The organism is Pseudomonas sp. Marseille-QA0332, assembly GCF_054950175.1.
This window is the reverse complement of sequence record NZ_CM143106.1, coordinates 2,093,084-2,119,124: the sequence shown is the minus strand read 5'-3', so window position 1 is coordinate 2,119,124 and position 26,041 is coordinate 2,093,084. Positions and strand designations below refer to the sequence as shown.

Sequence of the window (26,041 nt, the reverse complement as noted above, 5' to 3'; positions counted from 1 at the left end):
GGCCGGGGACAGCCTGTTCGGCGAACGAGCGCCCCCCGGACTGGCCTATTCGGCGATCTGAAGCTTGCGCGCCTGAGTATAGACGTAGCGGATCTTCTCGTATTCGAACGGCGAGTTGAGCTGCCCGTAGCGGAAGCTGGTGGTGTAGCGCCTGTCCACGGCCCGCAGGGCAAAGAATTCGGGGTGGTCGGTGCTGGCCTTGGCCATCCCCAGGTAGTCGGCCGAGCGCTCCCCGGCGTAGTCCACTACCAGGCCCGTGGTGTCACGCAGGTTGGAGGGGCCGAGGATCGGCAGCATCAGGTAAGGTCCTTCCGGCACGCCATAGAACCCCAGTGTCTGCCCGAAGTCCTCGCTCTGGCGCGGCAGGCCCATGTGGGTCGCCGGATCCCATAGCCCGCCCACACCGATGAGGGTGTTGAACATCAGGCGCGCGGTGATTTGCGCGGCACGCTCGCCCTTGAGCTGCAGCACGCTGTTGAACAGGTTCGGGACGTCGCCCAGGTTGTTGAAGAAGTTGCTCACGCCGGTGCGCACGAAACCTGGAGTGATGCGCTTGTAGCCGTCCACGACCGGCAGGAACACCCATTGGTCGAAGCGGTAGTTGAAGTGGTAGACGCGCCGGTTGAACGATTCGAACGGGTCCGGAACGTTCAGCGCATCGAAGGTCGAACGCTCGAATTCGCGCTGGTCCAGGCCTGGGTTGAACTTCAGTTCCCGCAGCGGGTTGGTGAAGCCGTCACTCTGGATGCTGTGGGTATCGAGGGCATCGGACTCGATGATGCTGGTCCGAGGCGCGGTCTCGGCTGCCAGGACATTGCCGCAGGCCAGGAATGCAGTGACGAGCAGAAGTCTGTTAACCACGGAAGAACTCCAGCATGGCGTCGCTGTTGACGCGGTAGTTGAGGTTGCCGCAATGACCGCCATGAGGGTAGAGGGTCAGTCGATCACCGAAGACCTTGCGCAAGAAACCGATATCGCCGGGGCCGAGAATGACGTCGTCGGCATTGTGCATCACGGCGATCTTCGGGCTGCTCGCCAGGTAGTCCTCGAGCGCGTACAGGCTCACCTGGTCGATCAGCTGCAACAGGCTGCCGCCGTCGCTGCGCGCGCGCCACATGGGGATCACCTGCTCGGTGAGGTAGCAGTCGAAGTCGCATTGCAGGGCGCGCTTGAAGAATGGGGTCAGGCTGCTGCCTTCGCTGATCGGGTACTTGGGCGGCGTGATCAGGCCGCGCCGGTTGATCAGGTCGGAAGTGAAGGCGATATCCGCCGACGAAAAGCGGAACGAGGTGCCGATCAGCATCGCCATCTGCTCGTTGGACAGGTGCTGGCGCGACTGCTGGAAGTCGTACAGCAGGGCTTCGTTGAGGTCGACGTAGCCTTTCTGGCGGAAGTACAAGGTCAGCTTGTGCAGCATCAGCTCATAGAAGGTCGTGCCGTTGTCGATGCCCTTGACCCGAGTCTGAACCAGCTTGTCCAGGTTCGAGATCGAGGTATGCAGGTTCACGGGCGGATTGAGCAGCAGCACGCGCTTGAAGTTGAAGCTGCGTCGGGTTTCGTCCAGGCGGCTGACGAACGCCGCGTCGAGCGCGCCGAGGCTGTAGCCGGTCAGGTAGAACTCGCTCACCGGCAGGCGTGCATGCTGGGCACGTACCGCCTGCATCACCCGATACATGTCTTCGGCATCTTCCTGGCTGATGCCGGGCGTGGCGAAGCGCGAGGCGGCGCTGATGAAGTCCCAGCTGGTCGGCGAGGACAGCTGCACCACATGGTAGCCGGCCTGGTAGAAAAGCTTCTTGAGGTACTCGTTGATGCTGCTCGAATAAGGCGCCCCGGTGCCGGCGATGAGGAAGATCAGGGGGGCCTCGTGGTCCTGGCGAGCAAGACGGTACTTGAGTTTCTTCACCGGCCAGAAATTGTCCGGCAGGGTGAAGGCCCGTTCCGGGCGCAAGTTCAGGCTGTAGTCGTCCTGGTCGATGTCTTCATCCTTGGGCAGGGTTGGACGCTGTTCCGGGGGCGTGGTGGCGATGGTCGCCTCGAACGGATTGGTCAGGGGGTAGCCATAGCTGGCGGCGTCTATGTCTCGCGCCGTGGCGGCCGCACTCAGGAACAGGCCGCCAAGCAGGGCAGCGAGGCGCAAGGATCGAAGCATGGATTCCCCCAGGAGGACAGCAGTGATGCGATATGCAGGCTCAGACTGCCCGACCCCTGGCAAAGTTGCCGGTCTGGCCTGCATTTGTTCGTCGTGATGTTGCCGCGCCCGCGGTCTGCGCGGCAAGCCTGCCGGACAGTGGCTCGGCCCCGTCTCGATTGTCTTGCTCGGCGAGGAGGGCGATGATTGGCCCAGGCAGCAGGCCGTCATGAGGGAAGACAGATGAGTCGCTGGATACCATTGGTGGTGTTGCTCCTGGCCCTGGGGTCGTGCCTGGCGGCCAGCCATGGCGTGCGTCTTGGGTTGATGGAGGATGCACGCTGGGTCGGTCGTTGCTTGCAGCCCGGCGGGGCGTGGCAGTGCCAGGCTCGCTCGCTGCTGGGCTTGGCGATTCATTACCAGGTGATTGCCTGGGCCGCGCTGGGCCTGGCGTTGCTGGCGCAAGCGATGCGTGGAGGCAGAGGCCAAGGCCTGGCGTTGGCCGGATTGCTGCTGGGGATACCGGCATTGGTGTTGTATACGGCGAGCATCGCATCGTTCGCGGTCGTGCTGGCCGGATTGCGGCTCGTGCGCGGGGATGTGCGGTGATCCCGAGTCGGAACACGGGCGTGGACGGTCGCAGGCAGGCGTCCGGGCGGATGTTTGGATCAGGTAGCGCGGCCGCATCGAGGGCGCCGGCACTGTTGGCGTCCTGGCGGCAGCCGGCCCACGGTGTCCGTGGCCGTTACCTTGGACGGTCATGAGTGGTGCAAGATCCTGGGGCCGCTTGGCGGCCCATCGTGGCCGGTTCGGCGTTCCGGCGACGAGCGCTCCTGCACAGGGCTCCGGCCATCAACCCGCTCACCAGGGCCCAGCCCCAGGCCTGCTGGTTGAGCAAGCCTTCCTGATACAGCTGCGGCACTATCCCGGCGGCGACGACCCCGCCGAGCAAGGCGAGCTGCGCCCTGGGCGCCGCGACTGGCCTGGTCAGGTACACCAGTGCCGGCACCAGCAGCGCCGCGCTGGGGAAGCTGCGGTAGCGTGGATCGAAGACCAGCGCTAGCATGCTGACCGCCGCGACGAAGCCTGCGGCCAGCAGCAGCCAGCCCGAGCGAGCCTGCAGCCAGGCGAACGTCCGTTGGCGCCATCCCGCGTGCCTGGCCAGGCCGATAGTCGCATGGGCCAGCACCAGCAGGTTCAAGGCCGCCAGCGCAATAGCCCATAGCCACTCGAAGGCAAAGCGCGCGTGGCTGCGCATCAGTTCCCCCCATAGCCCGAGGCTGATCCCCGCGACGCCGGCGAGCAATGGCAGCAGCATGGCCGCGCGACGATCCTGCGGGCGACCGGCCAGGCACGACACGCCAGCCAGCACGACCACTCCGAGCAGCCACCACTGACGCCACAGCGGCAGATTGCTGACCGGCCCCGCCAGCACGCCCTTGTCCTGGCGATCGGCATCGTACAAGCCCCAGTATCCGCCCACCGCGCCTTCATTGGCGCGCTTCCATGGCTGGTCGAAGGCTTCGATCAGGTTGTAGCGCCAACCCTCGGCCTCGGCCTGGGCGACGAAGCCGCGAATGAACCGGGCTTCGTTCACCCGGCTGGGCAAGGCGGTTTCGCGTTGGCGGCCTTCGCTGGGCCAACCGGTCTCGCCGATCAGGATCTGCTTGGGCGCGAAGCGCTCGCCGAATGCCCGGCGAACCTCGGCCACATGGGCCAGGGCCTCGTCGATGCCTCGGGGATCGTCCTCCCAGTACGGCAACAGGTGGATGGTCAGGAAATCCACTGCCGGCGCGATCTGTGGATGTCGCAACCAGAACTCCCAGACGTCGGCATAGGTGACCGGAACCTTGACCTGGCGCCTGACCTGGTCGATCAGGCTCGCCAGATGCTCGCCGGTGACCTCCTTGCGCAACAGCGCTTCGTTGCCGACGATCACCGCCGTGACCACGTCCGGGTTGGCATTGGCCGCCGCGATCAGCGCCTCGATTTCCTGCGCGGTGTCGATCGGGTTGGCATTGACCCAGGCGCCCAGCATCACCTTCAGACCGTGCTTGCGCGCCAGGGCCGGAATGGCTTGCAGGCCCGTCATCGAATAGGTCCGTATGCATTGGAAACGCCTGGCCAGCAAGGCCAGGTCGGCATCCATCCGAGCCGGGCGCAGCTGCAAGGGTTGGTCGAAGGGCGACTGGTCCTTGTCGAACGGTGTATAGGAGGCACATTGCAGCTTGTGTGCCGGTCCTGCGGCGTCGGGCAGTTGCACGGGCTTGCCGAGCCAATGCCAGAAGGCCCCCAGACCAAGCACCACGGCCAGGCTGGTGAGCAGGTAGAGGGTCCAGGCGTGGCGGGCGGAGGCGGGCATCGAGGCGGTCCATCGTCGGGGCTCGGAGCTGTGAAGCTACAAGCTGGAAGCGGCAAGCGGCAAGCTGATGGTGTCGCGATTCGTGCAGCGAACGCCTGCTCCTGCTTGCAGCGCATGTCGCGCATCGCTGGCTGGAGGTCGTTGTTGGAGCAGGTGGCGGGTCAGGGGAGGCCGATGATGCGATTTCCAAGACCTACGAGGATGCCTTGATGAAGATGCGACGTTTCCTGGGGGTGGGTGCTGCCCTGGTGCTGGCCATGGGTGCCGCGCAGGCCATGGCCAAGCAGGTGAGCATTGGCTACGTGGATGGCTGGTCCGACAGCGTGGCGACGACCCACGTGGCCGCCGAGGTGATCAAGCAGAAGCTTGGCTACGATGTCGACCTCAAGCCGATCGCCACCGGCATCATGTGGCAAGGCGTGGCCACCGGCAAGCTCGATGCCATGCTGTCGGCCTGGCTGCCAGTGACCCATGGTGAATACTGGGCCAAGAACAAGGACAAGGTGGTCGACTATGGCCCCAACTTCAAGGACGCGCGGATCGGCCTGATCGTCCCGGAATACGTCAAGGCCAGCAGCATCGCCGACCTCAAGGGCGATGACAGCTTCAAACGCAAGATCGTCGGCATCGATGCAGGCGCTGGGGTGATGCTCAAGACCGACCAGGCAATCAAGGACTACGACCTGAGCGGCTACAAGTTGCAGGCCAGCTCCGGCGCGGCGATGACCTCCGAACTGGGCCGTGCCTACGCCAAGCAGCAGTCGATCGCGGTGACCGGATGGGTGCCGCATTGGATGTTCGCCAAGTGGAAGCTCAAGTTCCTCGACGACCCCAAGCAGGTGTATGGCGCCGCGGAGACGGTCAACAGCATCGGCAGCCAGCAGCTGGAAAGCAAGGCACCGGAGGTGGCGCAGTTTCTCAGGAACTTCTCCTGGCAGTCCAAGGACGAGATCGGCGAGGTGATGTTGGCGATCCAGGAAGGCGCCAAGCCGGAGGCGGCGGCCAAGGACTGGGTGGCCAAGCATCCGGAACGGGTCAAGGAGTGGACCGGGCAATGACAGGATGAGCATCGGGTCCAGCATGGCCGGATGATTCAACCGTGGGTGCCTGGCAGATCTTGGGGCCGCTGTGCGGCCCATCGCGGCACTGAGGCCGCTTCTGCAGGACCGGGCTACCACACCACTGCGTGGGATCGGCCAGGGCCAACGGCCGGTCCTATTGTTACTACCTCTGCAATACACCCTTGCATCTAAGACTAAGGTCGTCTGGTTGACGTCCAACGGCAGCATAAAGTGAAGGTGGGTGCTATCCAATCCGTGCTGCTAGGACAAAAACAATGAACGACAGCATTTATCTTTCGATTCAAAACAGCCCGCGCTTCAAGGAGCTGGTCAGAAAACGCGAACGCTTCGCCTGGATCCTCTCGATCATCATGCTCGGGCTCTACTGCGCTTTCATCCTGCTGATCGCCTACGGGCCGCAGGTGCTCGGGACGCGGCTGTCGCCCGACTCGTCGATCACCTGGGGCATACCGCTGGGCGTGGGGCTGATCGTCTCGGCCTTCATCCTGACCGCCATCTACGTGCGTCGTGCCAACGGCGAGTTCGATGAGCTGAACAAGGAAATCCTCAAGGAGGCGCAGCAATGAAAGGTCCAGCCAAAGCCCTGGCCGGCTTCGCCGCCGGCGTGTTCCTGCCCGGCGCCTGGGCGGCAGACGCCCTGACCGGCGCCGTCGAGAAACAGCCCTTGAACGTCTCGGCGATCGTCATGTTCCTGGCCTTCGTCTGCTTTACCCTGGGTATCACCTACTGGGCCTCCAAGCGCAACAAGTCGGCCTCCGACTACTACGCTGCCGGAGGACGCATCACCGGTTTCCAGAACGGCCTGGCGATCGCCGGCGACTACATGTCGGCCGCCTCGTTCCTGGGCATCTCGGCACTGGTGTTCACCTCTGGCTACGATGGCCTGATCTACTCGATCGGCTTCCTGGTCGGCTGGCCGATCATCCTCTTCCTGATCGCCGAGCGGCTGCGCAACCTGGGCAAGTACACCTTCGCCGATGTGGCGTCCTATCGCCTGGGCCAGAAGCAGATCCGCACCTTGTCGGCTTCCGGCTCGCTGGTGGTGGTGGCCTTCTACCTGATCGCGCAGATGGTCGGTGCCGGCAAGCTGATCCAGTTGCTGTTCGGTCTGGACTACCATGTCGCGGTCATCCTGGTCGGCATCCTCATGTGCCTGTACGTGCTGTTCGGCGGCATGCTGGCGACCACCTGGGTGCAGATCATCAAGGCGGTGCTGCTGCTCTCCGGTGCCAGCTTCATGGCGCTGATGGTCATGAAGCACGTCAACTTCGACTTCAACGCACTGTTCTCGCAGGCGATCGACGTGCATCCCAAGGGCGAGGCGATCATGAGCCCGGGCGGCCTGGTCAAGGATCCGATCTCGGCATTCTCCCTGGGCCTGGCGCTGATGTTCGGTACCGCCGGCCTGCCGCACATCCTGATGCGCTTCTTCACCGTCAGCGACGCCAAGGAAGCGCGCAAGAGCGTGCTTTATGCCACCGGTTTCATCGGCTACTTCTACATCCTGACCTTCATCATCGGCTTCGGCGCGATTCTGCTGGTCAGCACCAACCCGGCGTTCAAGGACGCGGCCGGTGCCCTGATCGGCGGCAACAACATGGCGGCGGTGCACCTGGCCGATGCGGTCGGCGGCAGTGTCTTCCTCGGCTTCATCTCGGCGGTAGCCTTCGCCACCATCCTGGCAGTGGTCGCCGGCCTGACCCTGGCCGGCGCCTCGGCGGTGTCCCACGACCTGTACGCCAGTGTCTGGCGCAAGGGCAAGGCCAACGACAGGGATGAGATCCGCGTGTCGAAGATCACCACCATCGCCCTGGGCATCCTGGCGATCGGCCTGGGGATCCTTTTCGAAAGCCAGAACATCGCCTTCATGGTCGGCCTGGCATTCTCCATCGCTGCCAGCTGCAACTTCCCGGTGCTGCTGCTTTCGATGTACTGGAAGCGCCTGACCACTCGTGGCGCGATGATCGGCGGCTGGCTCGGCCTGGTCAGCGCGGTGACGCTGATGATCCTCGGCCCGACCATCTGGGTGCAGATCCTTGGCCATGCCACGCCGATCTACCCGTACGAATACCCGGCGCTGTTCTCGATGCTGATCGCCTTCGCCGGTATCTGGTTCTTCTCGGTCACCGACAAGTCGGCGGCGGCGGAGAAGGAGCGGGCGTTGTTCTTCCCGCAGTTCGTGCGCTCGCAGACTGGCCTGGGAGCCAGTGGGGCGGTTTCGCACTGAAACCGCGCGCGATAGCCTGGCCTGGGCTATCGCATCGATTTCCGGGGGGCCAGCAATTGGCCCCTTCGCGAGGTTGCTCGCCATGGCATGGATCATGACCTGTGTCAATTCGTAACTCTTTCCAATGCTGGCGTTTTGAAAAAGCGCGCGTGGGAAATTTCCACACCATTTTGGGAACCGTCTGGATCCAGATTCACATGCTTTTCCAAATAATCCCCTTGTCAGCGGCATGTCGCCGGGCTGACAGCTCGTCTGCGGCCTGTTCGCAGGCCTTTCAAGGAGATCGAAAATCGTGAAACGCATCCTTCTGGCCCTTCCACTTGCCCTTCTGGGCGCAACCTGCGCCCTGGCTGCCGACCCGATCGAGAAGCAGGTGCAGGTCATTGCCACCGTACCGACCGCCACCTTCTACGTGGAACCGGTGGGCGGCGGCTGGATGAACGACCCGCAAGAACTTCCGTGGAACTCGTTCCAGTCCGCGTTCGGCACTATCAACAAGCAGCTGCAGGTCAAGAGCACCGTCGGAGCGATCGCGGCGTACCTCATGTCGCCCGCAGTCATCTCCGATGGCGCCAATTCCATCGGCCTGGACGTGAAGGTTGCCGGGAAGTCGCTGGGTACGGCGTCGGCTGAGGTCGTCAATGCCGCCGATGCCAATGCCGGCAGCGTGGTCGGCTTCCAGATTGCAGCCAAGGCGCCCGGCACCGGCAGTTTTGTCCCAGGCAACTACCAGGGCTTGGTCAGCATGGTCTTCGAAACCGCCGCCCCCTGATCTGCGGCGCTCGATTCTCTCTTTATCCGTCATTGCCGACTCTCGCCTCTCGCGCTCATTCGCGAGGGGGAGGGTGGGTATTGCCTGCGGAACGTGTCATGGTCATATCCCGATTATCATTTCGCTGGCGTCGCTGGGCCGTTACTGGACTGTGCCTTGGTCTGTTCGGCAGCCCCGGTATGGTCTCGGGCGCTGTGCTGGGCGACATCGCCAAAGGCTTGCCCAGCGAGTTCGAGGCGCATTTCTTTGACGTACCGCTCGCGGTGCGGGTCGACCTCGACGGGCGCTATCTGGGCGATGCACTCGTGGTATTGTCCCGCGATGAGCAGGTCCAATTACTCGAATTTACCGATGTGCAGCAGAGCCAGGAGCCGGCCGCCGTTCGTCGACGCTGGCAAGAGCGCCTAGCCGAAGGCCGCTCGCTGGGAGAGTGTCAACGGGATTGCCCGGAAGGCTTGAAGACGATCCATTACAGCCTGGTCAATTCCCAGCTGTCGCTGCTCACCAACCAGGCCGAACAACAAGGTGACGCACCGCGCTACTACAGCTTGCCCGAAGAAGGTAGCTATGGACTACTGCTGCGCAACCAGCTCAATCTGGTAGGAGGCGGGCAGAGCACCACAGGCCGTTATGCCTTGCAGGGTCAGGGCAGCATCGGCAACTGGACGACGTTGGCCGATGCGCAGGTGGTTCGAAACAGCGATCAGCAGCAGCGCACCCGTCATCGGCTCGACCAGTTGTATGGCGAGCGGATCGTGGACGATCACTTCTACCGCCTGGGATACTTCACACCAGGTGCCCAAGGCTTGACGCGTGAGCCACGGTTCTACGGCGCCACGCCAAATTCGACGCTCGGCCTGATGTTCGGCAGTAGCGACAGCCTGTTGATCGACAATGGGCAGCCCAGCGCGACGCCGATCTACGTAACGCCCAACCGTCCCGGCATAGTGGAGATCTATCGTAACGGTGTCCTGATCAATAGCCAGGCGGTGGAGCCTGGGTTGCAAACGATCGACACCCGGGTGCTGCCCGCTGGTATCTATGAGGTCGAAGTCCGGCTGGTCGAAGACGGCCAAGAAAGCACGCGTACCCAAGCGTTCATCTACAAGCCGTCCAACTGGAGCAACATGGACAGCCGTTGGCGCTACAACGCGTATGTAGGTCAGCAAACCGCGTTGCTGAGCAACTGGGACGACGACAACTCTGACGGGCTCAACGCTGGCGTGCTGACTAATTACCTGCTGCGCCCAGGCGCCGTGCTGGGCCTGTCGGCACAGCACGTCGACCGAACCTTTCAATACAGCACCTCGTTGGACTGGGACATCAACGACCGCCTCAAGCTCTACGCCAATGCTTATCAGACCGATGGGAAGGGCAATGGGTACGACATGCAGTGGATCGGCACACATGCGCTTGGCTCCTGGGTGTTGAGCCACAGTCGCAGTCGTGTGCTGCCCTCGCGGACCGTGCGCGATGCCCTGGCCGACGCAGGTGACGTTCGAGAGACGTCGTTGTCGCTGAACCATCGCATCGGCAATCGCAACACCGCAACCGTAAGGCTTTCGCATGCTTCGGGTGCCGCCAGCGGCCTGGGCATCGACCTGGGTTGGGCGTTCTACGGCAAGGTATTGGGTTCTGACGCCAACTGGCGGCTATCGGTATTCGACCGTCCTGGTTCGCTCAGCACCGGGCAAGCACGTAACCGTGGCATCAATCTGGGCTTGAGCATGAGCCTGGGGCAGCCAGGCAAGCGTATTGGCGCCACTCTTGGTAGCCGCACCTCGCGCGACGGCCGGCGTGACCAGAACGCCTCGCTGACCTATCGGCAGGACATGGAGTTAGGGCCGCTGCGCATGCTCTCCGGCACGGCGACGTTCGATCGCTACGGCACGGGCCTGTCAGGCAACGCACAGTTCAATAACCAGTACCTGTACGGCGATGCCTTCTTGCAACGCTCCTCCTACAATGCCGACCTCAGTGGGGGGCTCAACCTGCATAGCCTCGTCGCCGTGGGCAAGGGCGAACTGGCGATGAGTGGGCAGTTCATGCCGCCCGAGGCCGGGCTTATCGTGGACGTAGAGACCGACCTTGACGCCCTGGAGCTGCAGGCCTACGAGGCGCAAGGCACAAGTGTCCGCCTGCGGCCTGGCCGCAACGTCGTGCCAGTCGCCGCCTATCAGGCAAGCCATGTGCAGTTCGATTTCGCCGGCAACCACGACCCTGCCGCCGTGATTCAGCCCAGCAGTTTCGACTATCACCTCAATCGTGGCGCGGTCGAGCACCATACGGTACGGGTACTGCGCACCGTCACGGTATTGGGGCGCCTGGTGGACGGGCAGGGGCGGAGCCTGGGCGGTGTCTCGGTCATCAACCATGCCAGTCGCAGCGTCAGCGAGGCAGACGGGTATTTCTCGGTGCAGATGAGCGCCTCATCGCCGTCCCTGGAGGTACGTCGTGGGGGCAATACGCTGTGCAACCTCGTGCTGGACCTCGAGCGCTTCACCCAGGAACAGGATGTACTGCTGACCGGCGATTTGCACTGCGTGCGTAACGAACTGGCCACCAATGCGCCCGCGACGCGGGCTGGCGACAGCTGAGCATGGTCGGCGAATCTTCCCTCGAACGACCGCCGTTCGGCGTACTGGCTCGGGCTGCGGAAGGATGTGTGAAATGAACAACAAGCAGCAGTTCTGGAGACGCTGCCTGCCCAGGCTGGCCTTGTGCTTGCTGGCCTGGGCCGCCATGGATACGGCCAAGGCATCGGATATGTACATCACGGCCGTCTACGATGGCAGTATCGATCGCGAATTTCGTAACACGACCACCCCTTCAGGGTTCTGTCACGAAAACCCCGAGTTTTGTAACGGCTTCGAGACCATCGCCACGCCGCTCACCTACGAAAAGGTAGCCGAGCACAGCGCCAGCGACGTGCGCGATCGGTTCTACATACGCTTGCCTGGGGCTCGCAAGGTCAGTGTGCAGAATGCGCGGGGCGAGCACTACGAACTGACGCTGATGTTTACGGCCATTGGTCAACGCGTCAGGTCGCACAACGGCTTCGGTTCACCTTCCGCAACCGGCGAACCGCAAGGCGGTTGCAGCTTCTTGTCTGGCGAGATCGAAGACCCTGGGCCTGGAGGCGAGCAGCAACCGGAGTCTTACTACGCCTGGCTGGTAAAGAACCCCCGGAACCCGCAGGGTTGCTATTCGGACTATCACGCGGGTAAGCCGGGTGACCGTAGTGTTTCGACGGTCTCCGACGTATCGATCGGTTATCGGCTACTGATGCCCAACCCGCACAATATGCGGCAAGGGCTCTACCACGGAACGGCTACCTTTCGTGTGGGACAGGGCGCAGAGTTCGACCTGGGCAATGGCGTGACGGGGCTGAGCAGCGACGTGCTGAACATTCATTTCAGCGTGGATGTGCAGCACGCCTTCGACCTGCGTTTCCCACCCGGTAGCGAGCGTGCGGTGTTGGAGCCGCCAGGTGGCTGGCAGGCATGGTTGAGTGGGCGAGGCGAGCCGCCCTACCTGGAGCGCGACCTGCCGTTCGACATTTGGTCGACTGGGCCTTTCAGCGTTTACAAGACGTGCGGCCACTTGGTCGCCGGACGCTGCACCCTGCGCAACCAGCGCAATCAGGAAGTCCCCGTCGAGGTGGCTGTGAGCATGCCCCCTGGCGTGACCTACAACAATGCGCCGGTGCGCAGGGTAAATGTGCCCACGGGCCTGCTCGCGCCCTTGGAATTGAGCCAGGCTACGTCGTTGGCCAATCGACCCGGACAGCTGCACTTCCGAATCGACAAGGCGGGTGTTCAGGCGATGGTTCGTGAGGCCGGTACGACCTATACGGGGGTGGTCACTGTGGTGTTCAACTCGGAGATGTAGGTGTCTATCAGAAATTTCTCTGTTCTTTTAGGAAGACTCCCACAGTTCACTTCCTGCTCAGCATTGATAATAGCGCTGTGCTATCAATCGGCCATTGTCTGGAGATTCATCATGATTGTTCGCAGGTACAAGATGCTCCTTGCTGCGCTGTTGTTGCCCAGCCTGGTGCATGCCGCTCCCGAACTCAATGTCGGTGCGCTGTACGACTATCTGGAGCCTAACACCAGTACCTTGCTCAAGCGAGTGCGCAACGGCGGTGACAACACGGCCTTCGTCAAGGTCAGCGTGGCCGAACTGGTGTACGACCAGCAAGGCAAGCCGCAAGAGGTCGATCTGGAGGGGGTTCCCATGGAGCGGCGGGGCCTGGTGGTGAGCCCGTCACGCCTGATCGTGCCGGCGCGCGGCATGCAGACGATGCGTATCCTGTACCGCGGCGAGCGCGACCGCGAACGCTATTTCCGCCTGCGCTTCATGCCGGTGCTGCCCGAGCAGGGCGATGGCTTCGCCCTCAGCGAACAGGAGGCCAAGGCCTATGGCGACAGCCTCAAGGCAGGCGTCCAGCTGCTGGCCGGCTATGGCACATTGCTGTTCGTGCGGCCCTCGCAGGTGCGCTATGACACCTCGGCAGGCATGGAAAACGGACGCCTGCATATACGCAACAAGGGCAACGCCACGGTGGTGCTCGATCACTTCCGGCACTGCGACCCGGACGGCCAGGCCTGCGCCACGGCCACCAAGCATCACCTGCTGCCGGGCCGCGAGCGTGACTTTCCTGGCCAGCCCGGCCGTGTCTATCAATTCGAGCTGCGCGAGGGCGACAAACGCCAGGACATGACAATCAACGGCTGATCGTGGATCGATCGGAGGAACGGAGCAATGGAAAAGTACAAGGCGCTGGTGGTCGATGACCATCCTTTCATCCGCTCCAGCGTTTGCCTGCAGTTGCAACGTGACAATGTGCAGGTGGTCGGCGAAACCGACAACGGCGTGGAGGCCCTGCGCCTGGCCAAGGAGCGCACGCCCAACGTGGTCATTCTCGACATCGCCTTGCCAGGCCTGGATGGCATGCAGGTGCTGCAACGGCTCAATGCTCTGGAGCGACGACCCAAGGTGCTGATGCTTACCTCGCAACTGCCCGATGCCTATTCTCTGCGCTGCATGAAGGCCGGTGCCGCCGGATTCATCTGCAAGACCGACGACCTGGCCGAGCTGAGCAAGGCAGTCCTGGCGATCCGCTCCGGCTATACCTACTTCCCCGAGGTGCTGCTCAGCTCGGTGCGTCGCCAGGACATGGCCACCAGCGAAAGCCGTTGCCTGGCCAGCCTCAGCGATCGCGAGCTGGTGATCCTGCAGTACCTGGCCCGCGGCATGAGCAACAAGGCCATCGGCGAGATGATGCTGCTGAGCAACAAGACGGTCAGCACCTACAAGACGCGCCTGATCGAGAAACTCGGCGTGACCTCGCTGATCGACCTGGCCGACCTGGCCAGGCGCAATGGCCTGGTGTGATTGCCTGGTCCAGGCGCCTGTCGTGGGCCCTGCTGGCACTCCTTGCCCTGCTGCCGCCCCCCTTGCAGGCGGACGAGCCTGCCTTGCAGTTGCAAGGCCGTTCGAGCCTGGGGCGGTCGCTGGCTCTGCCGGACGACAGGCAGCTGCGCTGGCTGTGGGCGCGGCGCAAGCTCGACCTGGGCGTGGTCCCGCCGGACAGCCCACCGTTCAACCTGGTCGGGCCCAGCCATGAATACGAGGGCATCACTGCCGACTATGCCGGTCTGCTGGCCGAGTACCTGCAGCTACCGGTGCGGGTGCATGCCTTCGATTCTCTGGCCGAGGCGATCGCAGCGCTGCGTGACGGCAGGCTCGACCTGCTCGGTGGCATCACCGCGCTGCAAGCCGAACAGGCCGGGTTGCGCCTGTCCCGCGGCTACGCCCAGGACCAGCCACGCGTGGTGGTGCGCGACGAGGGTGGAATCGGCTGCGAAGCCGACGAACCGCTGCGAGTGGCCATCAATGAAGGATACCGAAGCCTCGAGCAAGTGCGCGCGCGTTACCCGAAGGCCCAGCTGCGGGTCTATTCGTCCACGCGCCAGGCGCTGGGCGCGGTGGCCTTCGGCCAGGCCGACCTGTTCATCGGCGGCGCGCTGGAAAGTCATTACCTGATCGGGCGCGGACAGGTCAGCAATCTGCGCCTGCGCCGCTGCCCCGGCTGGCCGGCGCAACCTGTGGGGTTCGCCATCAATCCGGGCGATACCACGCTGGGCGCGCTGCTCGACACCTTGCTGGCGAGCGTGCCGCAAGCCGAGCAGGAGGCGATCCGTAAACGCTGGGTGCCTTTCGTCGATCACCTGGTCGAGCATGCTCCGTTGCGGCTGACGGACGCGGAGCAAGGCTGGCTGCGTCGTCATCCGGTGCTGCGGGTCATGCTCGATGAACAGCTCCTGCCGCTGAGCTATCGCGACAGCGACGGGCGCTTCAAGGGCCTGAGCGTCGATGTGCTGCAGCGTGTCTCGCGCATGACCGGCCTGCGCTTCGAATTCGTCGCCGGTGGCAGCGTCGAGCAGATGATTCGCCAGGCGCGCCAGGGGCGAGCCGAGATCATCGGCGCGCTGACCCCCAGTAGCAGGCGCGAGCAATTGCTGTCGTTCACTCGTGCCTATCTGACATCGGCTCGTGTGCTGATCACCACCGCCAAGGAGCGACCCTTGTCCGAGCTGGAGGAGCTGCAAGGGCGACGAGTAGCGGTATTGCCCAACGGCATCCCGGAAGCCTACATGCGCGAGCATTACCCGGCCGCGACCCTGGTGGAAAGCCAAGGCACGCTGGATGCCGCTCTGAAGGTGGCCAACGGGCGCGCCGACGCCGCCATCCTGCCGCTGGCATCTGTGCGCTCGCTGAGCGCCAGGCTGCCGTCGGGCAGTTTCAGGATCAGCGCCAGCCTGCCGCTGCCTCCGGCCTATTTCGCGCTGGCCGTGCCGAAAGGCGAGCCTGAGCTGCTGTCGATTCTCAACAAGGCGCTTGCCAGCCTGTCGCCCCAGGAGCTCGACGCCATGGCGCGGCGCTGGCAGGGCGAGGTGATCATGGAGGACAACTTCTGGCATCGCCATCGCCAACAGGTCCTGCAGGGGTTCGCCGCGATTGCCATCATGCTGCTGCTGTCGCTGGCCTGGGTGCGTTACCTGCGGCGCCTGGTCAGGGTGCGCGAGCAGGCCGAGCAAGCGCTGGCCGACCAGCTGGAATTCATGCGCGTGATGATCGACGGTACGCCTCATCCACTGTACGTCTGCGACCGCAACGGTCGCTTGCTCACCTGCAACAGCAGTTATCTGGAGACGCTCGGCGTCTGCCGCGACGAAGTGGTCGGTCGGCCGCTCGGTTGCCTGCCGCACCTGGCCTGGCAGCGTGGCTGGCGCGAGGTGCTGTGCAGCGGCAAGGTCCAGGTCGAGGATCGCCGAGTGGTGCTGGCCGATGGGCGCGAGCGAACCTTCTATCACTGGATGCTGCCTTGCCGTGGCGGACATGCCGGTGCCAGCGTGATTGCCGGCTGGATCGATGTGACCGAGCGCCACCAGCTACAGGCTGCGCTGCAGCGGGCCAAGGAGGAAGCGGAACAGGCCAACCAGGCCAAGACCGATTTCCTGGCGGCCATGAGCCATGAGATCCGTACCCCGCTCAATGCCGTGCTCGGCATGCTGGAGCTGGCCGTGCGCAAGGCCGAGCAGGGCATCTTCGATCGACTGTCCATCGAGGTGGCCTCGGAAGCCGCGCGAGGGCTACTGGCCCTGATCGGCGATATCCTCGACGTCACCCGCATCGAGTCCGGCCACCTCGAGCTTAAGCTGGAGCCGGTGCAACTGGCCGACCATGTCCGCAGCGTGGTGCAGCTGTTCCAGCAGCAGGCACATGTCAAGGGCTTGCAGCTCGAGCTGCACTTCGAAGGTGAGGTGGAGTCGCAGGTCATGCTCGATCCGCTGCGTTTCAAACAGGTACTGGCGAACCTGTTGAGCAATGCCATCAAGTTCACCCACGAAGGTTGCGTGCAGGTGCGCGTTAGCCTGGCGCCTTGCGGGGCGCGCCAGATGCTCGGACTGGTGGTGGAAGACACCGGCATCGGCATCCCCGAAGCGGACCTGCCACGCCTGGGCGAGCCATTCTGGCAGGCCTGCAACCACCAGCAGTCGGCTCGGCGGGGCGCCGGGCTGGGCTTGTCGATCAGCCGTACGCTGTGCGACCTGATGGGCGGCAACATGCTCCTGCAGAGCACCTTGGGCGTGGGCACTCGCATCGAGATTCACCTCCCCGTCGATGGCATGGCTCGTGCGCCGGCCCCACTAGCCGACAGTCAGATGCCCGCCCCGGTCGAAAGCTGCACGCGCACCGGCCTGCGGGTGCTGGTCGTCGACGATTACCCGGCCAATCGGCTGCTGCTGGGCAACCAGCTGGCCTATCTTGGCCATCAGGCCAGCATGGCCGAGGAGGGCATGCAGGCGCTGCGTCTGTGGTTGCAGGAAGGTTTCGACGTGGTCATCAGCGATTGCAGCATGCCAGGGATGGACGGCCATGCGCTGTGCCGGGCGATCCGTCTGCATGAACGCCGTCACCACTTGAGGCCTTGCACGGTCCTGGGCATCACCGCCAATGCGATGGTCGACGAACGCCGCCGCTGCCTGGCCGCGGGCATGGATGACTGCCTGTTCAAGCCCTTGAGCCTCAAGACCCTGGCCGGCGTGCTCGACCAGGTGGCCGGTCGGCCTGGGCTTGGCGATCCGGCAGTCACGGCCCATGGCAGCGTAGCCGACCTGAGCAACTTGCAACGGCTTGCCGCAGGCGAGCCCCAGGCGTTTTCGGCCTTGCTGCACGATCTGCTGCAAAGCAACCGCCAGGACCTCGAGCAACTGGCGCGCCATACTGATGGCAACGACCTGGCCCGCTTGGCCGAACTGGCTCATCGTATCAAGGGCGGTGCTCGACTGATCCGTGCCACCAGGCTGATCGAAGCTTGCGAGCAGGTCGAGCGCAGCTGCGCCGGGCAGCAGGTTCCATTGACTCGGCTGCAGGATCAGGTCGATGCCGTGCGTCTGGCCATGCAGGCCCTGGAGCGAGAACTGCGCACAGACCCTGCGGCGCGATCCACAGCTGGGTCGCGCAACAGGCGCGAAGCCAATACCGGAGTGGACATCCAGCCCGGAGGATGAGTGATGGTGGGCCAGAAACCGCGGGTACTGGTGCTCGAACCCCATGTTTTCCAGCGGGCCGTCGCGGTCCGGATCTTCCAGTGCCTGGACTGCGAGCAGGTGTACCAGGCGGCCAGCGCAGCCCAGGCCCTGACCTTGCTGCAAGACGCCGGAGGCGTCGACCTGATCGCCTGCAACCTGCGTGACGTGGATGACCGGCACATGGATAGCCTGGAGTTCATCCACCGGGTCGGTCGCGACAAGCTGGCCGAGGGTGTGCTGGTCTGCGGCAGCCTGACGCCGACCCTGCGCGCAGCCTTGCAGCGCATGATCGGCGAGCTGGGCATGCACTTGATCGGGGTCGTGGATCCACCCCTGTCGCTCGAGCCTGTACAGGAGTCGTTGCGCGCGCCGGTGCCGCTGTTGCCCGTGAGTGCCATGCCAGTGCGCTACTGGCCGGACGAGGCGCAAGTGCGCGAGGCCCTGCGTGAAGGCCAGTTCGTGGCCTGGTTCGTGCCCAGCTTCGAGCTGGCCACTGGCCGCATCGAGGCGGTAGAGCTGGTCGCGCGCTGGAATCATCCCTTGCTCGGTATCCTGGCGCCGGAGCTGTTCCTGCCAGTCGTAGAACGCTGCAACCTGCAGGAAATGCTATGGCAGACGCTACTTGAGCAGGGCCTGGCCCTGCAGCGTCAGCTGGCCGCCGAGCAGCGACCGCTGCGCCTTTCGTTGCGGCTGCAGGCCAGGCAGTTGTCGGACCGCCAGACCTGCCAGAGGATCCGCGCGTTGCTGCGGCGCTTTCGTTGCCAGGCCCGCCATTTGTGCCTGGAGCTGGCTGATCATGGCCTGCACCGCCTGACCGTCATCGAACAGGAAAACCTGCTGCGCCTGCGCATGCTGGGCTGTGATCTTGGCCTGGCCAGATTCGGCAGCGAGCAAGGCGGCAGCGAACTGCTGTGCCAGCTCCCGTTCAGCCGCATCAAGCTCGATGAGCAATTCGTCAAGGGCTTGCCGACAGAGCCCAGGTGCCAGGCCGTGGTGAAGAACGGCCTGGCGCTGGCGGCCGAGCTGCATCATCCGTTGACCGTGCCAGGCGTGGACAGCGCGGAACAGCACCTGGCCCTGCTGGCCCTAGGTTGCGAAAGTGCCCAAGGCAACTATCTGGCACCGCCCCTGGAACGTGAAGAGTTGCTGCGTCGGTTGCGCCGTGAACGGTGTCCAGGGGCGTCTGGGTGAAGGGCATGGCTCCGAGCGGCCATGGAACGTCATGCCCAGCGCCACGGGTGGATGTTACGGGGCAAGACGGCCGCCAGCGCTCGCCCCGCCCAGTCATATCCGCCCAAGCAACAACAGCACCAGCAACACGACCAACACCACGCCGATGATGCCGGACGGGCCGTAGCCCCAGCTGCGCGAATGAGGAAACACCGGTAAGCCACCAATCAACAGCAGGATCAGGATGATGATGAGGATCGTGGTCATGTCGAAACCCTTGTGTGATAGGGAAGATGGCGGCCGCCTCACTGCGGGCCGCTCGATATTGGGACCGGCGCGCTGGCGTAAAAATTCATTTCCAAGCGAAGCGTTACTTGAGGATCCGGGATTTTTCTGTAGGTCGATTCGTTGGGCTGGGTAGGCTGCGTCTATTTTCATGCCGACCGCTTGAGCATGCGCCACGCGCTCTCCACGCTGGTGTTTTCACAGGGCAGGAGATGGACCATGTTGGTATTCGGACGTGAGGTCGGCGAGTTCTTCGTCATCGGCGACAAGGTTCGCATCAAGATCGTGGGCGTTAGCGGAGGGGACGTGCGTTTGGGGATCATCGCGCCGCGTTCGGTCACGGTGAATCGCCTGGAGGTGCATGAGCGGATGAAAGCCCGGCAGCGGGCCAAGGCACCGTTCAGGTAAGGCGGCTGGTCAGTCGAGCAGCTCGGGCGGCACGTCGTGGCGTGCGAGCAGCTGGCACTGCTGGCTTTCCGGATCGAACAGGATGAAGGCCTGGCCCTTGGCCAGGGCGTGCCGGACCCGCAACACACGCGTCTGCAATGGCGTCTCGTCACCATTGTCGGTGCCGTCCCGGGTCACGAAATCCTCGATCAGACGCGTGAGGGTTTCGGCTTCCAGTTGGTCATGGGGAATGAGCATGATGAGGCTATCCAGTCGATTGTTACCTGATGCTACGCCAAAAAATGATCAGGGCAAGCGGCTTCGATTGATCGCCGTCCCGACGCAACGGCGTAGGGACGGCCGGTCCGGCGTCCCCGACTGCGGCCGCTTGCGCACGTCGCCGGGGGACGTTGGTGCCGGGGTTATCGGGCCAGGTGATCAGTCGTGATGTTTCAGCAGGCTGTCGACCGCCGGCACGCGGGTTTCGCTTTCCATCTGGGTGTCATGCTCGAGCTGGTGGCTAAAGCGCTCCAGAGAGGCGTTGGCGGGATGCGAGTCGCTGGCGAAGACCGGCGGGCTGAGCAGGTAGGCGCTGAGCAGGCGGCTAAGGGCCGCGAGACTGTCGATGTGGGTGCGCTCGTAGCCATGCGTCGCGTCGCAGCCGAAGGCGACCAGCGCCGTGCGGATGTCGTGCCCGGCGGTCACTGCCGAGTGGGCGTCGCTGAAGTAGTAGCGGAACAGATCGCGGCGCACCGGCAGGTCGTGTTCGCCCGCCAGCTTGAGCAGGTGGCGGGACAGGTGATAGTCGTAGGGGCCGGAAGAATCCTGCATGGCCACACTCACCGCATGCTCGCTCGAAGCCTGTCCAGGGGCCACCGGCGCGATGTCGATGCCGACGAATTCGCTGACATCCCAGGGCAGGGCACCGGCCGCACCGGAGCCGGTTTCCTCGGTGATGGTGAACAGCGGATGACAGTCGATCAGCGGCTGGCGGTCGCTTTCCACTACCGCCTTGAGCGCCGCCAGCAAGGCCGCCACGCCGGCCTTGTCGTCGAGGTGCCGGGCGCTGATGTGCCCGCTTTCGGTGAACTCGGGCAACGGGTCGAAGGCCACGAAGTCGCCGATGCCGATCCCCAGCGCCTCGCAGTCGGCACGCGTGGCGCAGTACGCGTCCAGGCGAACCTCCACATGGTCCCAGCTGATCGGCATCTGGTCGATCGCGGTGTTGAACGCATGACCGCTGGCCATCAGCGGCAACACGCTGCCACGGTAGACGCCGGTGTCGGTGAACACGCTGACCCGGCTGCCTTCGGCAAAGCGGCTCGACCAGCAGCCCACCGGTGCCAAGGCCAGGCGACCGTTGTCGAGCAGCTGGCGCACGCTGGCGCCGATGGTGTCCAGGTGTGCCGATACGGCGCGGTCAGGTGAACTCTGCCGACCTTTGAGCGTGGCGCGGATGGTGCCGCGCCGGGTCAGTTCGAAGGGTATGCCCAGCTCTTCCAGGCGCTCGGCGACATAGCGCACGATGGTGTCGGTGAAACCGGTGGGGCTGGGGATGGCGAGCATTTCCAGGAGTACCCGTTGCAGGTACTCCAGGTCCGGTTCGAGGGGTTGTTCAGTCATGCGCACTCCTTCGGTTCAGGCGATGGAACGACTGTGCGGGAACAGCAGGTCGATGAAGCGTTCGGCGGTCGGTTGCGGCTCATGGTTGGCCAGTCCGGCGCGTTCGTTGGCTTCGATGATGACGTACTGCGGCTGGTCGGCGGCCTGTACCATGAAGTCAAGACCGACCACCGGGATGTCCAGAGCGCGCGCCGCGCGGATGGCAGCTTCGGCCAGGACCGGGTGCAGCCGCTCGGTGACATCCTCAAGGACGCCACCAGTGTGCAGGTTGGCGGTGCGGCGCACGTCCAGGCGCTGGCCAGCCGGCAGTACGCTGTCGTAGTCGAACCCGGCAGCGCGCAGGGTGCGTTCGGTTTCATCATCCATCGGGATGCGACTCTCGCCACCAGTGGCGGCCTGGCGACGACGACTTTGCGCCTCGATCAGCGCCTTGATGCTGTGGCTGCCATCGCCGATCACCTGGGCCGGATGACGGATGGCCGCGGCCACCACTTCCTGGCCGATCACCAGGATGCGCAAGTCAAGTCCGGGATGGAAGCTCTCGAGCAGTACCCGGCTGTCGAAACGGCGAGCCTGCTCGATGGCATGCAGCAGCTCGTCCAGCTCGGTGATGTTCACCGCCACGCCCTGGCCCTGTTCGCCATCGACCGGCTTGACCACCACCGCGCCGTGTTCTTCGAGGAAGGCCAGGTCTTCGTCGGCCTCGCCGGCCAGTTGCTGCGCCGGGACGCGCAGGTCTGCCTGATGCAGCACCTTGCGGGTCAGGCGCTTGTCCTGACAGAGCGTCATGCTCACCGCGCTGGTCAGGTCGCTCAGCGATTCCCGGCAACGAATCCGGCGTCCGCCCAAGGTCAGAGTGAACAGCCCACCGACGGCATCGTCGACCTGCACCTCGATGCCTCGACGCAAGGCCTCGTCGACGATGATGCGCGCGTACGGATTGAGCCCGGCCTCGGGGCCAGGACCGAGAAACAGGGGCTGGTTGATGCCGTTCTTGCGTTTGACGGCGAAGGTCGGCAGGTTGCGAAAGCCCAGCTTGGCATACAGGCGCTTGGCCTGGCGGTTGTCGTGCAGCACCGAAAGGTCCAGATAGGCCAGGCCGCGGCTCATGAAGTGCTCGATCAGGTGCCTCACCAGCACCTCGCCAACGCCGGGGCGGCTGCATTGCGGGGCGACGGCCAGGCACCACAAGCTGCAGCCGTGTTCCGGATCGTCGAAGGCCTTGCTGTGATTCAGGCCCATGACACTGCCGATGATGGCGCCGGTATCCTCGTCTTCGGCCAGCCAGTACACCGGCCCGCCCTGATGGCGTGGGGTGAGCAGCTGCGGGTTGATCGGCAGCATGCCTCGCGCCTGGTACAAGGTATTGATGGCCTGCCAGTCGGCTTCCGATTGCGCGCGGCGGATGTTGAAGCCGCGAAACACGCGCTGCGCCGGCCGGTAGTCGGTGAACCACAGGCGCAAGGTATCGGAAGGGTCGAGGAACAACTGTTGCGGGGCATAGGCCAGCACTTGCTGGGGCGCGCACACGTAGAGCGCGATGTCGCGTTCGCCAGGTCGTTCCTCGAGCAGCGCCTCGGCCAGCGTAGCCGGCTTCGGGTAGGTATGGCCGATCAGCAGCCTTCCCCAACCGCAATGAATGGCGCGCGGTTGATCGTGGGGCTCGCTGCCGTCGCCGGCCAGACGTGCCTGGAGCCGTTCGTAGGATGGAGCCTGGCCACGCAGCAGTCGCTGGCCATAGGCATTCTGATGGGCTTTCATCGATCAGATTCCTTGTTCGCTGAGCCAGAGGTTCAGCGCGGCCAGTTGCCACAGCTTCGAGCCGTGCAGCGGGGTGAGCTGGCCGTGCGGGTTGCTCAGCAGCTTGTCGAGCATGGCCGGGTTGAACAGCCCGCGATCCTGGCTGGAGTCGGTCAGCAGTTCGCGTACCCAGCCCAGCGTGGCGCCTTCCAGATGCTTGAGGCCCGGCACCGGGAAATAGCCTTTCTTGCGGTCGATCACCTCGTGGGGAATCACTCGCCGCGCGGCTTCCTTGAGCACCTGCTTGCCACCGTCGGGCAACTTGAAGCGGGCCGGGATACGCGCCGACAGCTCCACCAGGCGGTAGTCGAGGAACGGGGTGCGGGCTTCCAGGCCCCAGGCCATGGTCATGTTGTCCACACGCTTGACCGGGTCTTCGACCAGCATCACCGTGCTGTCCAGGCGCAGCGCCTTGTCGACCGCCGCCGACGCGCCCGGACGGGCGAAGTGCTCGCGGACGAAATCGCCGGCGGCATCGTAGTCCAGCGCCCAGGGCGCCTGGACCGTTTCGCGGTATTCGTCGTAGCTGCGGTCGAAGAACGCTGCCCGGTAGGCGGCGAAGGCATCCTGGGCGCCATCGACCTGTGGATACCAGTGATAGCCGGCGAACAGTTCGTCGGCGCCCTGGCCACTCTGCACGCCCTTGCAATGCTTGGCGACTTCTCGCGACAGCAGGTAGAAGGCGATGCAGTCATGGCTGACCATCGGTTCGCTCATGGCGCGGAAGGCCGCGGGCAACTGGTCGATGATCTCGTGTTCGGCGATGCGCAGCTGGTGATGTCGGGTGCCATAGTGGCGTGCGATCAGATCGGAATACTGGAACTCGTCGCCGCGTTCGCCGCCGGCATCCTCGAAACCGATGGAGAAGGTCGACAGGTCGTCGACGCCGACTTCGCGCAGCAGGCCGACCAGCATGCTCGAATCGACACCGCCGGAGAGCAGCACGCCGACATCCACCGCGGCACGCTGGCGGATGCCCACGGCTTCACGGGTGGCGTCCAGCACGCGGGTGGTCCAGTCTTCCAGGCCAAGCCCCTGTTCATCTGAGCGAGGGCCGTATTGCAGCTCCCACCAGGTCCGTTGTTCGACCTGACCATGACGGTCGACGCGCATCCAGGTACCCGGCTCGAGTTTCTGCACGTTGGCCAGCAAGGTGCGCGGCGCTGGCACCACGGCATGGAAGTTCAGGTAATGGTTGAGCGCGACCGGGTCGAGCATCGGGTCGATGTCGCCACCCTTGAGCAATGCCGGCAAGCTCGAGGCGAAGCGCAGGCGCTCGCCATTGCGCGACAGGTACAGTGGCTTGACGCCCAGCCGGTCGCGGGCGAGGAACAGGCGCTGGCTGTCACGTTCCCAGATGGCCAGGGCGAACATGCCGTTGAGCTTGGGCAGCATGGCTTCGCCCCAGGCGTGATAGCCCTTGAGCAGCACCTCGGTATCGCCATCGGAGTAGAAGGTGTAGCCCAGGTCTTGCAGCTCCTGGCGCAGCTCGGGGAAATTGTAGATGGCGCCATTGAAGGCCAGCGCCAGGCCCAGCGGACTGTCGATCATCGGCTGCGCCGATCCATCGGACAGGTCCATGATCTTCAGCCGTCGATGCCCCAGGGCGATCGGCCCTTGGCTATGGAAGCCCCACGCATCCGGGCCCCGGGGCGCCAGATGATGGGTGATCCGCTCTACCGCGGCGAGGTCCGCCGGGCGCGAGGCTTGATCGATCGGGGTGAAGCGCAACTCTCCTGCTAATCCGCACATAGGTCCTTACCGGTTTTTCCGTTGGGGAAGATGCCCAAAAACAGGGCACTTAGGAAATGACCAAGGTGCGGAGCGAGAGTTTTAGAACAATCGGTTATATAGGACGGGCGGTTGAAAGAAGGCAAGTCTAGCGCCAATCTGGCGCAATGCCAGGATGACCTCAATCATCCGCCTTTCCTGCCGTCCGCTTTAGTGGCGCGTCTTCTGCCGGAGTATGTAGAGGGAGACCAGCATGGCGCTGACGATCATCAGCAGCCGTGCCCAGAATAGGGGCACCAGCCAGCACGAAAACAGGATGCTCGCCCACATCAGGCCGATGGTATAGGCCTTTGCCTTGAGTGGAATGCCCTCGCCATCGAGATACCCACGTATCCATGGGCCGAGCCTGGGATGATGGATCAGCCAGGCGTGAAAGCGTGGCGAGCTTCGAGCGAAGCAGGCCGCTGCCAGCAGCAGGAAAGGGGTGGTGGGCAACACTGGCAGGAAGATCCCCAGCACCCCCAGCGCGACGCTGAGCCAGCCGATGGCCAGCAGCAGGTAGCGCACCACCGGTCAATGGTGGCGCGGCTTGAGCAAGGCAGGCTTCTCGTCGGGCGCGTGCAGCAGCAGGAACAGCGCGGTCAGTGCCTCGGGAATCTGCACGACCATGTCCTCCTGCAGATGCTGGTTCGCGGCGATGTCGGCGAATTCCGGCTGCTCGTCGAACAGGCCGGAGCCGACCATGATCGGCAGGAGCATCTCGCTGACTTCCTCCTCGGCGTTCTCGAACCAGGCTTCCTCGCGCAGGAAGACGCCCTCCATGAAACCGATGCACCAGCCGCGCAGGTCGGAATCGTCCGGGTCGTCGCCCAGGTCCAGGTCGCAAGGCAGCTCGAATTCGTCATCGCTGGCCAGCTGCCGGCCGATGTGAGCCTTGAGCGCGACCAAGGTGGCTTCGATCTCCACGCGCTGGGCCTCGCTGTCGTAGTGGGGTTCCTCGGCGAACAGCGCGTCGATCCATTCGCGCTCGGGAACGTCCTCGGCGCAGATCGACAGCGCGGTCAGGTAGCCGTGGGCGGCGACGTAGTCCAGCGCTTCTTCGTGCAGCTCGTCGGCGTCGAGGAAGGCTTGCAGGCGGGTCAGTTGCTCGGCGAAGGACATTACAGGGCTACCTTGGGAATAAACGATACCGAATTCTAGCACCTTGCAGCGACAACGGTACAAAGGGAACGTCCGTCACGCAGCGCCCTGCCAGGCGGGGCGCTGGGGTATACTCGGCGATTTTCGGCCGGGACGGCTTTTTTCGTCATCGGCAACAGCCGCTTACGCATTCGCAGGTGTGCCAGGCGGATCCATCGTTCAGCCTG

Annotated in this window: 21 protein-coding genes and 1 pseudogene; 12 read left to right on the top strand and 10 right to left on the bottom strand. The window is 64.1% G+C overall.

The genetic code is table 11. The annotated features are described in order from the left end of the window. Positions 1–45: 45 nt before the first annotated feature. Positions 46–861: an MlaA family lipoprotein gene (locus tag ACY8GK_RS09795; protein WP_196181397.1), complete on the bottom strand. Its 816-nt coding sequence runs from the start codon at positions 859–861 to the stop codon at positions 46–48. Next, positions 854–2,152, bottom strand: coding sequence for a serine/threonine protein kinase (locus ACY8GK_RS09790; protein WP_462402913.1), 1,299 nt, complete (start codon positions 2,150–2,152; stop codon positions 854–856). Before ACY8GK_RS09790 ends, ACY8GK_RS09795 begins: the two co-directional genes overlap by 8 nt. A gap of 222 nt (positions 2,153–2,374) precedes the next feature. Between ACY8GK_RS09790 and ACY8GK_RS09785 the strand changes: the two genes are divergently transcribed. Further along, the gene (locus ACY8GK_RS09785) at positions 2,375–2,740 is read left to right on the top strand and encodes a hypothetical protein (protein WP_462402912.1); all 366 of its coding nucleotides are present in this window, start codon (positions 2,375–2,377) and stop codon (positions 2,738–2,740) included. Between the two features lie 202 nt (positions 2,741–2,942). On the opposite strand, the pseudogene ACY8GK_RS09780 reads toward ACY8GK_RS09785, so the two are convergent. Next, a pseudogene (locus ACY8GK_RS09780) lies at positions 2,943–4,493 on the bottom strand (glycoside hydrolase family 17 protein); the annotation flags it as partial. 209 nt (positions 4,494–4,702) lie between these two features. Here ACY8GK_RS09780 and ACY8GK_RS09775 point away from each other — a divergent pair. The 10 genes from ACY8GK_RS09775 (at position 4,703) to ACY8GK_RS09730 (ending at position 18,869) form a co-directional block, all read left to right on the top strand. After that, positions 4,703–5,551 (top strand): glycine betaine ABC transporter substrate-binding protein, encoded by an 849-nt coding sequence (locus ACY8GK_RS09775; protein WP_196181392.1) that lies wholly within the window; start codon positions 4,703–4,705, stop codon positions 5,549–5,551. A gap of 278 nt (positions 5,552–5,829) precedes the next feature. Beyond that, on the top strand, positions 5,830–6,141 hold the full coding sequence (locus tag ACY8GK_RS09770; RefSeq protein ID WP_196181391.1) for a DUF485 domain-containing protein: 312 nt from the start codon (positions 5,830–5,832) through the stop codon (positions 6,139–6,141). Beyond that, positions 6,138–7,802, top strand: coding sequence for a cation acetate symporter (locus tag ACY8GK_RS09765; RefSeq protein WP_230376245.1), 1,665 nt, complete (start codon positions 6,138–6,140; stop codon positions 7,800–7,802). The genes ACY8GK_RS09770 and ACY8GK_RS09765 overlap by 4 nt, the downstream gene beginning before the upstream one ends. A gap of 292 nt (positions 7,803–8,094) precedes the next feature. Next, entirely contained in the window at positions 8,095–8,574 is a 480-nt protein-coding gene (locus ACY8GK_RS09760) for a CS1 type fimbrial major subunit (RefSeq protein WP_196181390.1), read from the top strand. A 98-nt stretch (positions 8,575–8,672) separates the two neighbouring features. Next, entirely contained in the window at positions 8,673–11,171 is a 2,499-nt protein-coding gene (locus ACY8GK_RS09755; RefSeq protein ID WP_462402911.1) for a TcfC E-set like domain-containing protein, read from the top strand. 73 nt (positions 11,172–11,244) lie between these two features. Continuing rightward, positions 11,245–12,465 carry a hypothetical protein gene (locus ACY8GK_RS09750; RefSeq protein WP_462402910.1) on the top strand — a complete coding sequence of 407 codons (1,221 nt, stop codon included), beginning with the start codon at positions 11,245–11,247 and terminating at the stop codon, positions 12,463–12,465. Positions 12,466–12,576: 111 nt separating this feature from the next. Then, complete coding sequence (locus ACY8GK_RS09745; protein WP_196181387.1) at positions 12,577–13,314, top strand: molecular chaperone; 738 nt, start codon at positions 12,577–12,579, stop codon at positions 13,312–13,314. 27 nt (positions 13,315–13,341) lie between these two features. After that, positions 13,342–13,974: a response regulator gene (locus ACY8GK_RS09740; RefSeq protein WP_462402909.1), complete on the top strand. Its 633-nt coding sequence runs from the start codon at positions 13,342–13,344 to the stop codon at positions 13,972–13,974. Continuing rightward, positions 13,971–17,657 carry a transporter substrate-binding domain-containing protein gene (locus ACY8GK_RS09735; RefSeq protein ID WP_462402908.1) on the top strand — a complete coding sequence of 1,229 codons (3,687 nt, stop codon included), beginning with the start codon at positions 13,971–13,973 and terminating at the stop codon, positions 17,655–17,657. The genes ACY8GK_RS09740 and ACY8GK_RS09735 overlap by 4 nt, the downstream gene beginning before the upstream one ends. A gap of 3 nt (positions 17,658–17,660) precedes the next feature. Beyond that, on the top strand, positions 17,661–18,869 hold the full coding sequence (locus ACY8GK_RS09730; protein WP_462402907.1) for an EAL domain-containing response regulator: 1,209 nt from the start codon (positions 17,661–17,663) through the stop codon (positions 18,867–18,869). A 93-nt stretch (positions 18,870–18,962) separates the two neighbouring features. Here ACY8GK_RS09730 and ACY8GK_RS09725 read toward each other — a convergent pair whose 3' ends face one another. After that, on the bottom strand, positions 18,963–19,115 hold the full coding sequence (locus ACY8GK_RS09725) for a DUF3309 family protein (protein ID WP_081016659.1): 153 nt from the start codon (positions 19,113–19,115) through the stop codon (positions 18,963–18,965). Positions 19,116–19,352: 237 nt separating this feature from the next. Here ACY8GK_RS09725 and ACY8GK_RS09720 point away from each other — a divergent pair, with 237 nt between their 5' ends. Next, entirely contained in the window at positions 19,353–19,541 is a 189-nt protein-coding gene (locus ACY8GK_RS09720) for a carbon storage regulator (RefSeq protein WP_462402906.1), read from the top strand. 9 nt (positions 19,542–19,550) lie between these two features. On the opposite strand, the gene ACY8GK_RS09715 is transcribed toward ACY8GK_RS09720, so the two are convergent. The 6 genes from ACY8GK_RS09715 to ACY8GK_RS09690 all read right to left on the bottom strand — a co-directional run bounded on the left by ACY8GK_RS09715 (position 19,551) and on the right by ACY8GK_RS09690 (position 25,835). Then, a complete protein-coding gene (locus ACY8GK_RS09715; protein WP_196181382.1) occupies positions 19,551–19,778 on the bottom strand; it encodes a YheU family protein in 228 nt (75 codons plus the stop codon). Positions 19,779–19,958: 180 nt separating this feature from the next. Further along, on the bottom strand, positions 19,959–21,143 hold the full coding sequence (locus ACY8GK_RS09710; RefSeq protein ID WP_462402905.1) for an osmoprotectant NAGGN system M42 family peptidase: 1,185 nt from the start codon (positions 21,141–21,143) through the stop codon (positions 19,959–19,961). Positions 21,144–21,158: 15 nt separating this feature from the next. Beyond that, positions 21,159–22,904 (bottom strand): N-acetylglutaminylglutamine synthetase, encoded by a 1,746-nt coding sequence (ngg, locus tag ACY8GK_RS09705; RefSeq protein ID WP_462402904.1) that lies wholly within the window; start codon positions 22,902–22,904, stop codon positions 21,159–21,161. A gap of 3 nt (positions 22,905–22,907) precedes the next feature. After that, positions 22,908–24,695 (bottom strand): N-acetylglutaminylglutamine amidotransferase, encoded by a 1,788-nt coding sequence (locus ACY8GK_RS09700; protein ID WP_462402903.1) that lies wholly within the window; start codon positions 24,693–24,695, stop codon positions 22,908–22,910. Between the two features lie 189 nt (positions 24,696–24,884). Continuing rightward, complete coding sequence (locus ACY8GK_RS09695; RefSeq protein ID WP_462402902.1) at positions 24,885–25,241, bottom strand: YbaN family protein; 357 nt, start codon at positions 25,239–25,241, stop codon at positions 24,885–24,887. A gap of 6 nt (positions 25,242–25,247) precedes the next feature. Continuing rightward, a complete protein-coding gene (locus ACY8GK_RS09690; protein WP_196181375.1) occupies positions 25,248–25,835 on the bottom strand; it encodes a UPF0149 family protein in 588 nt (195 codons plus the stop codon). Between the last annotated feature and the right edge of the window lie 206 nt (positions 25,836–26,041).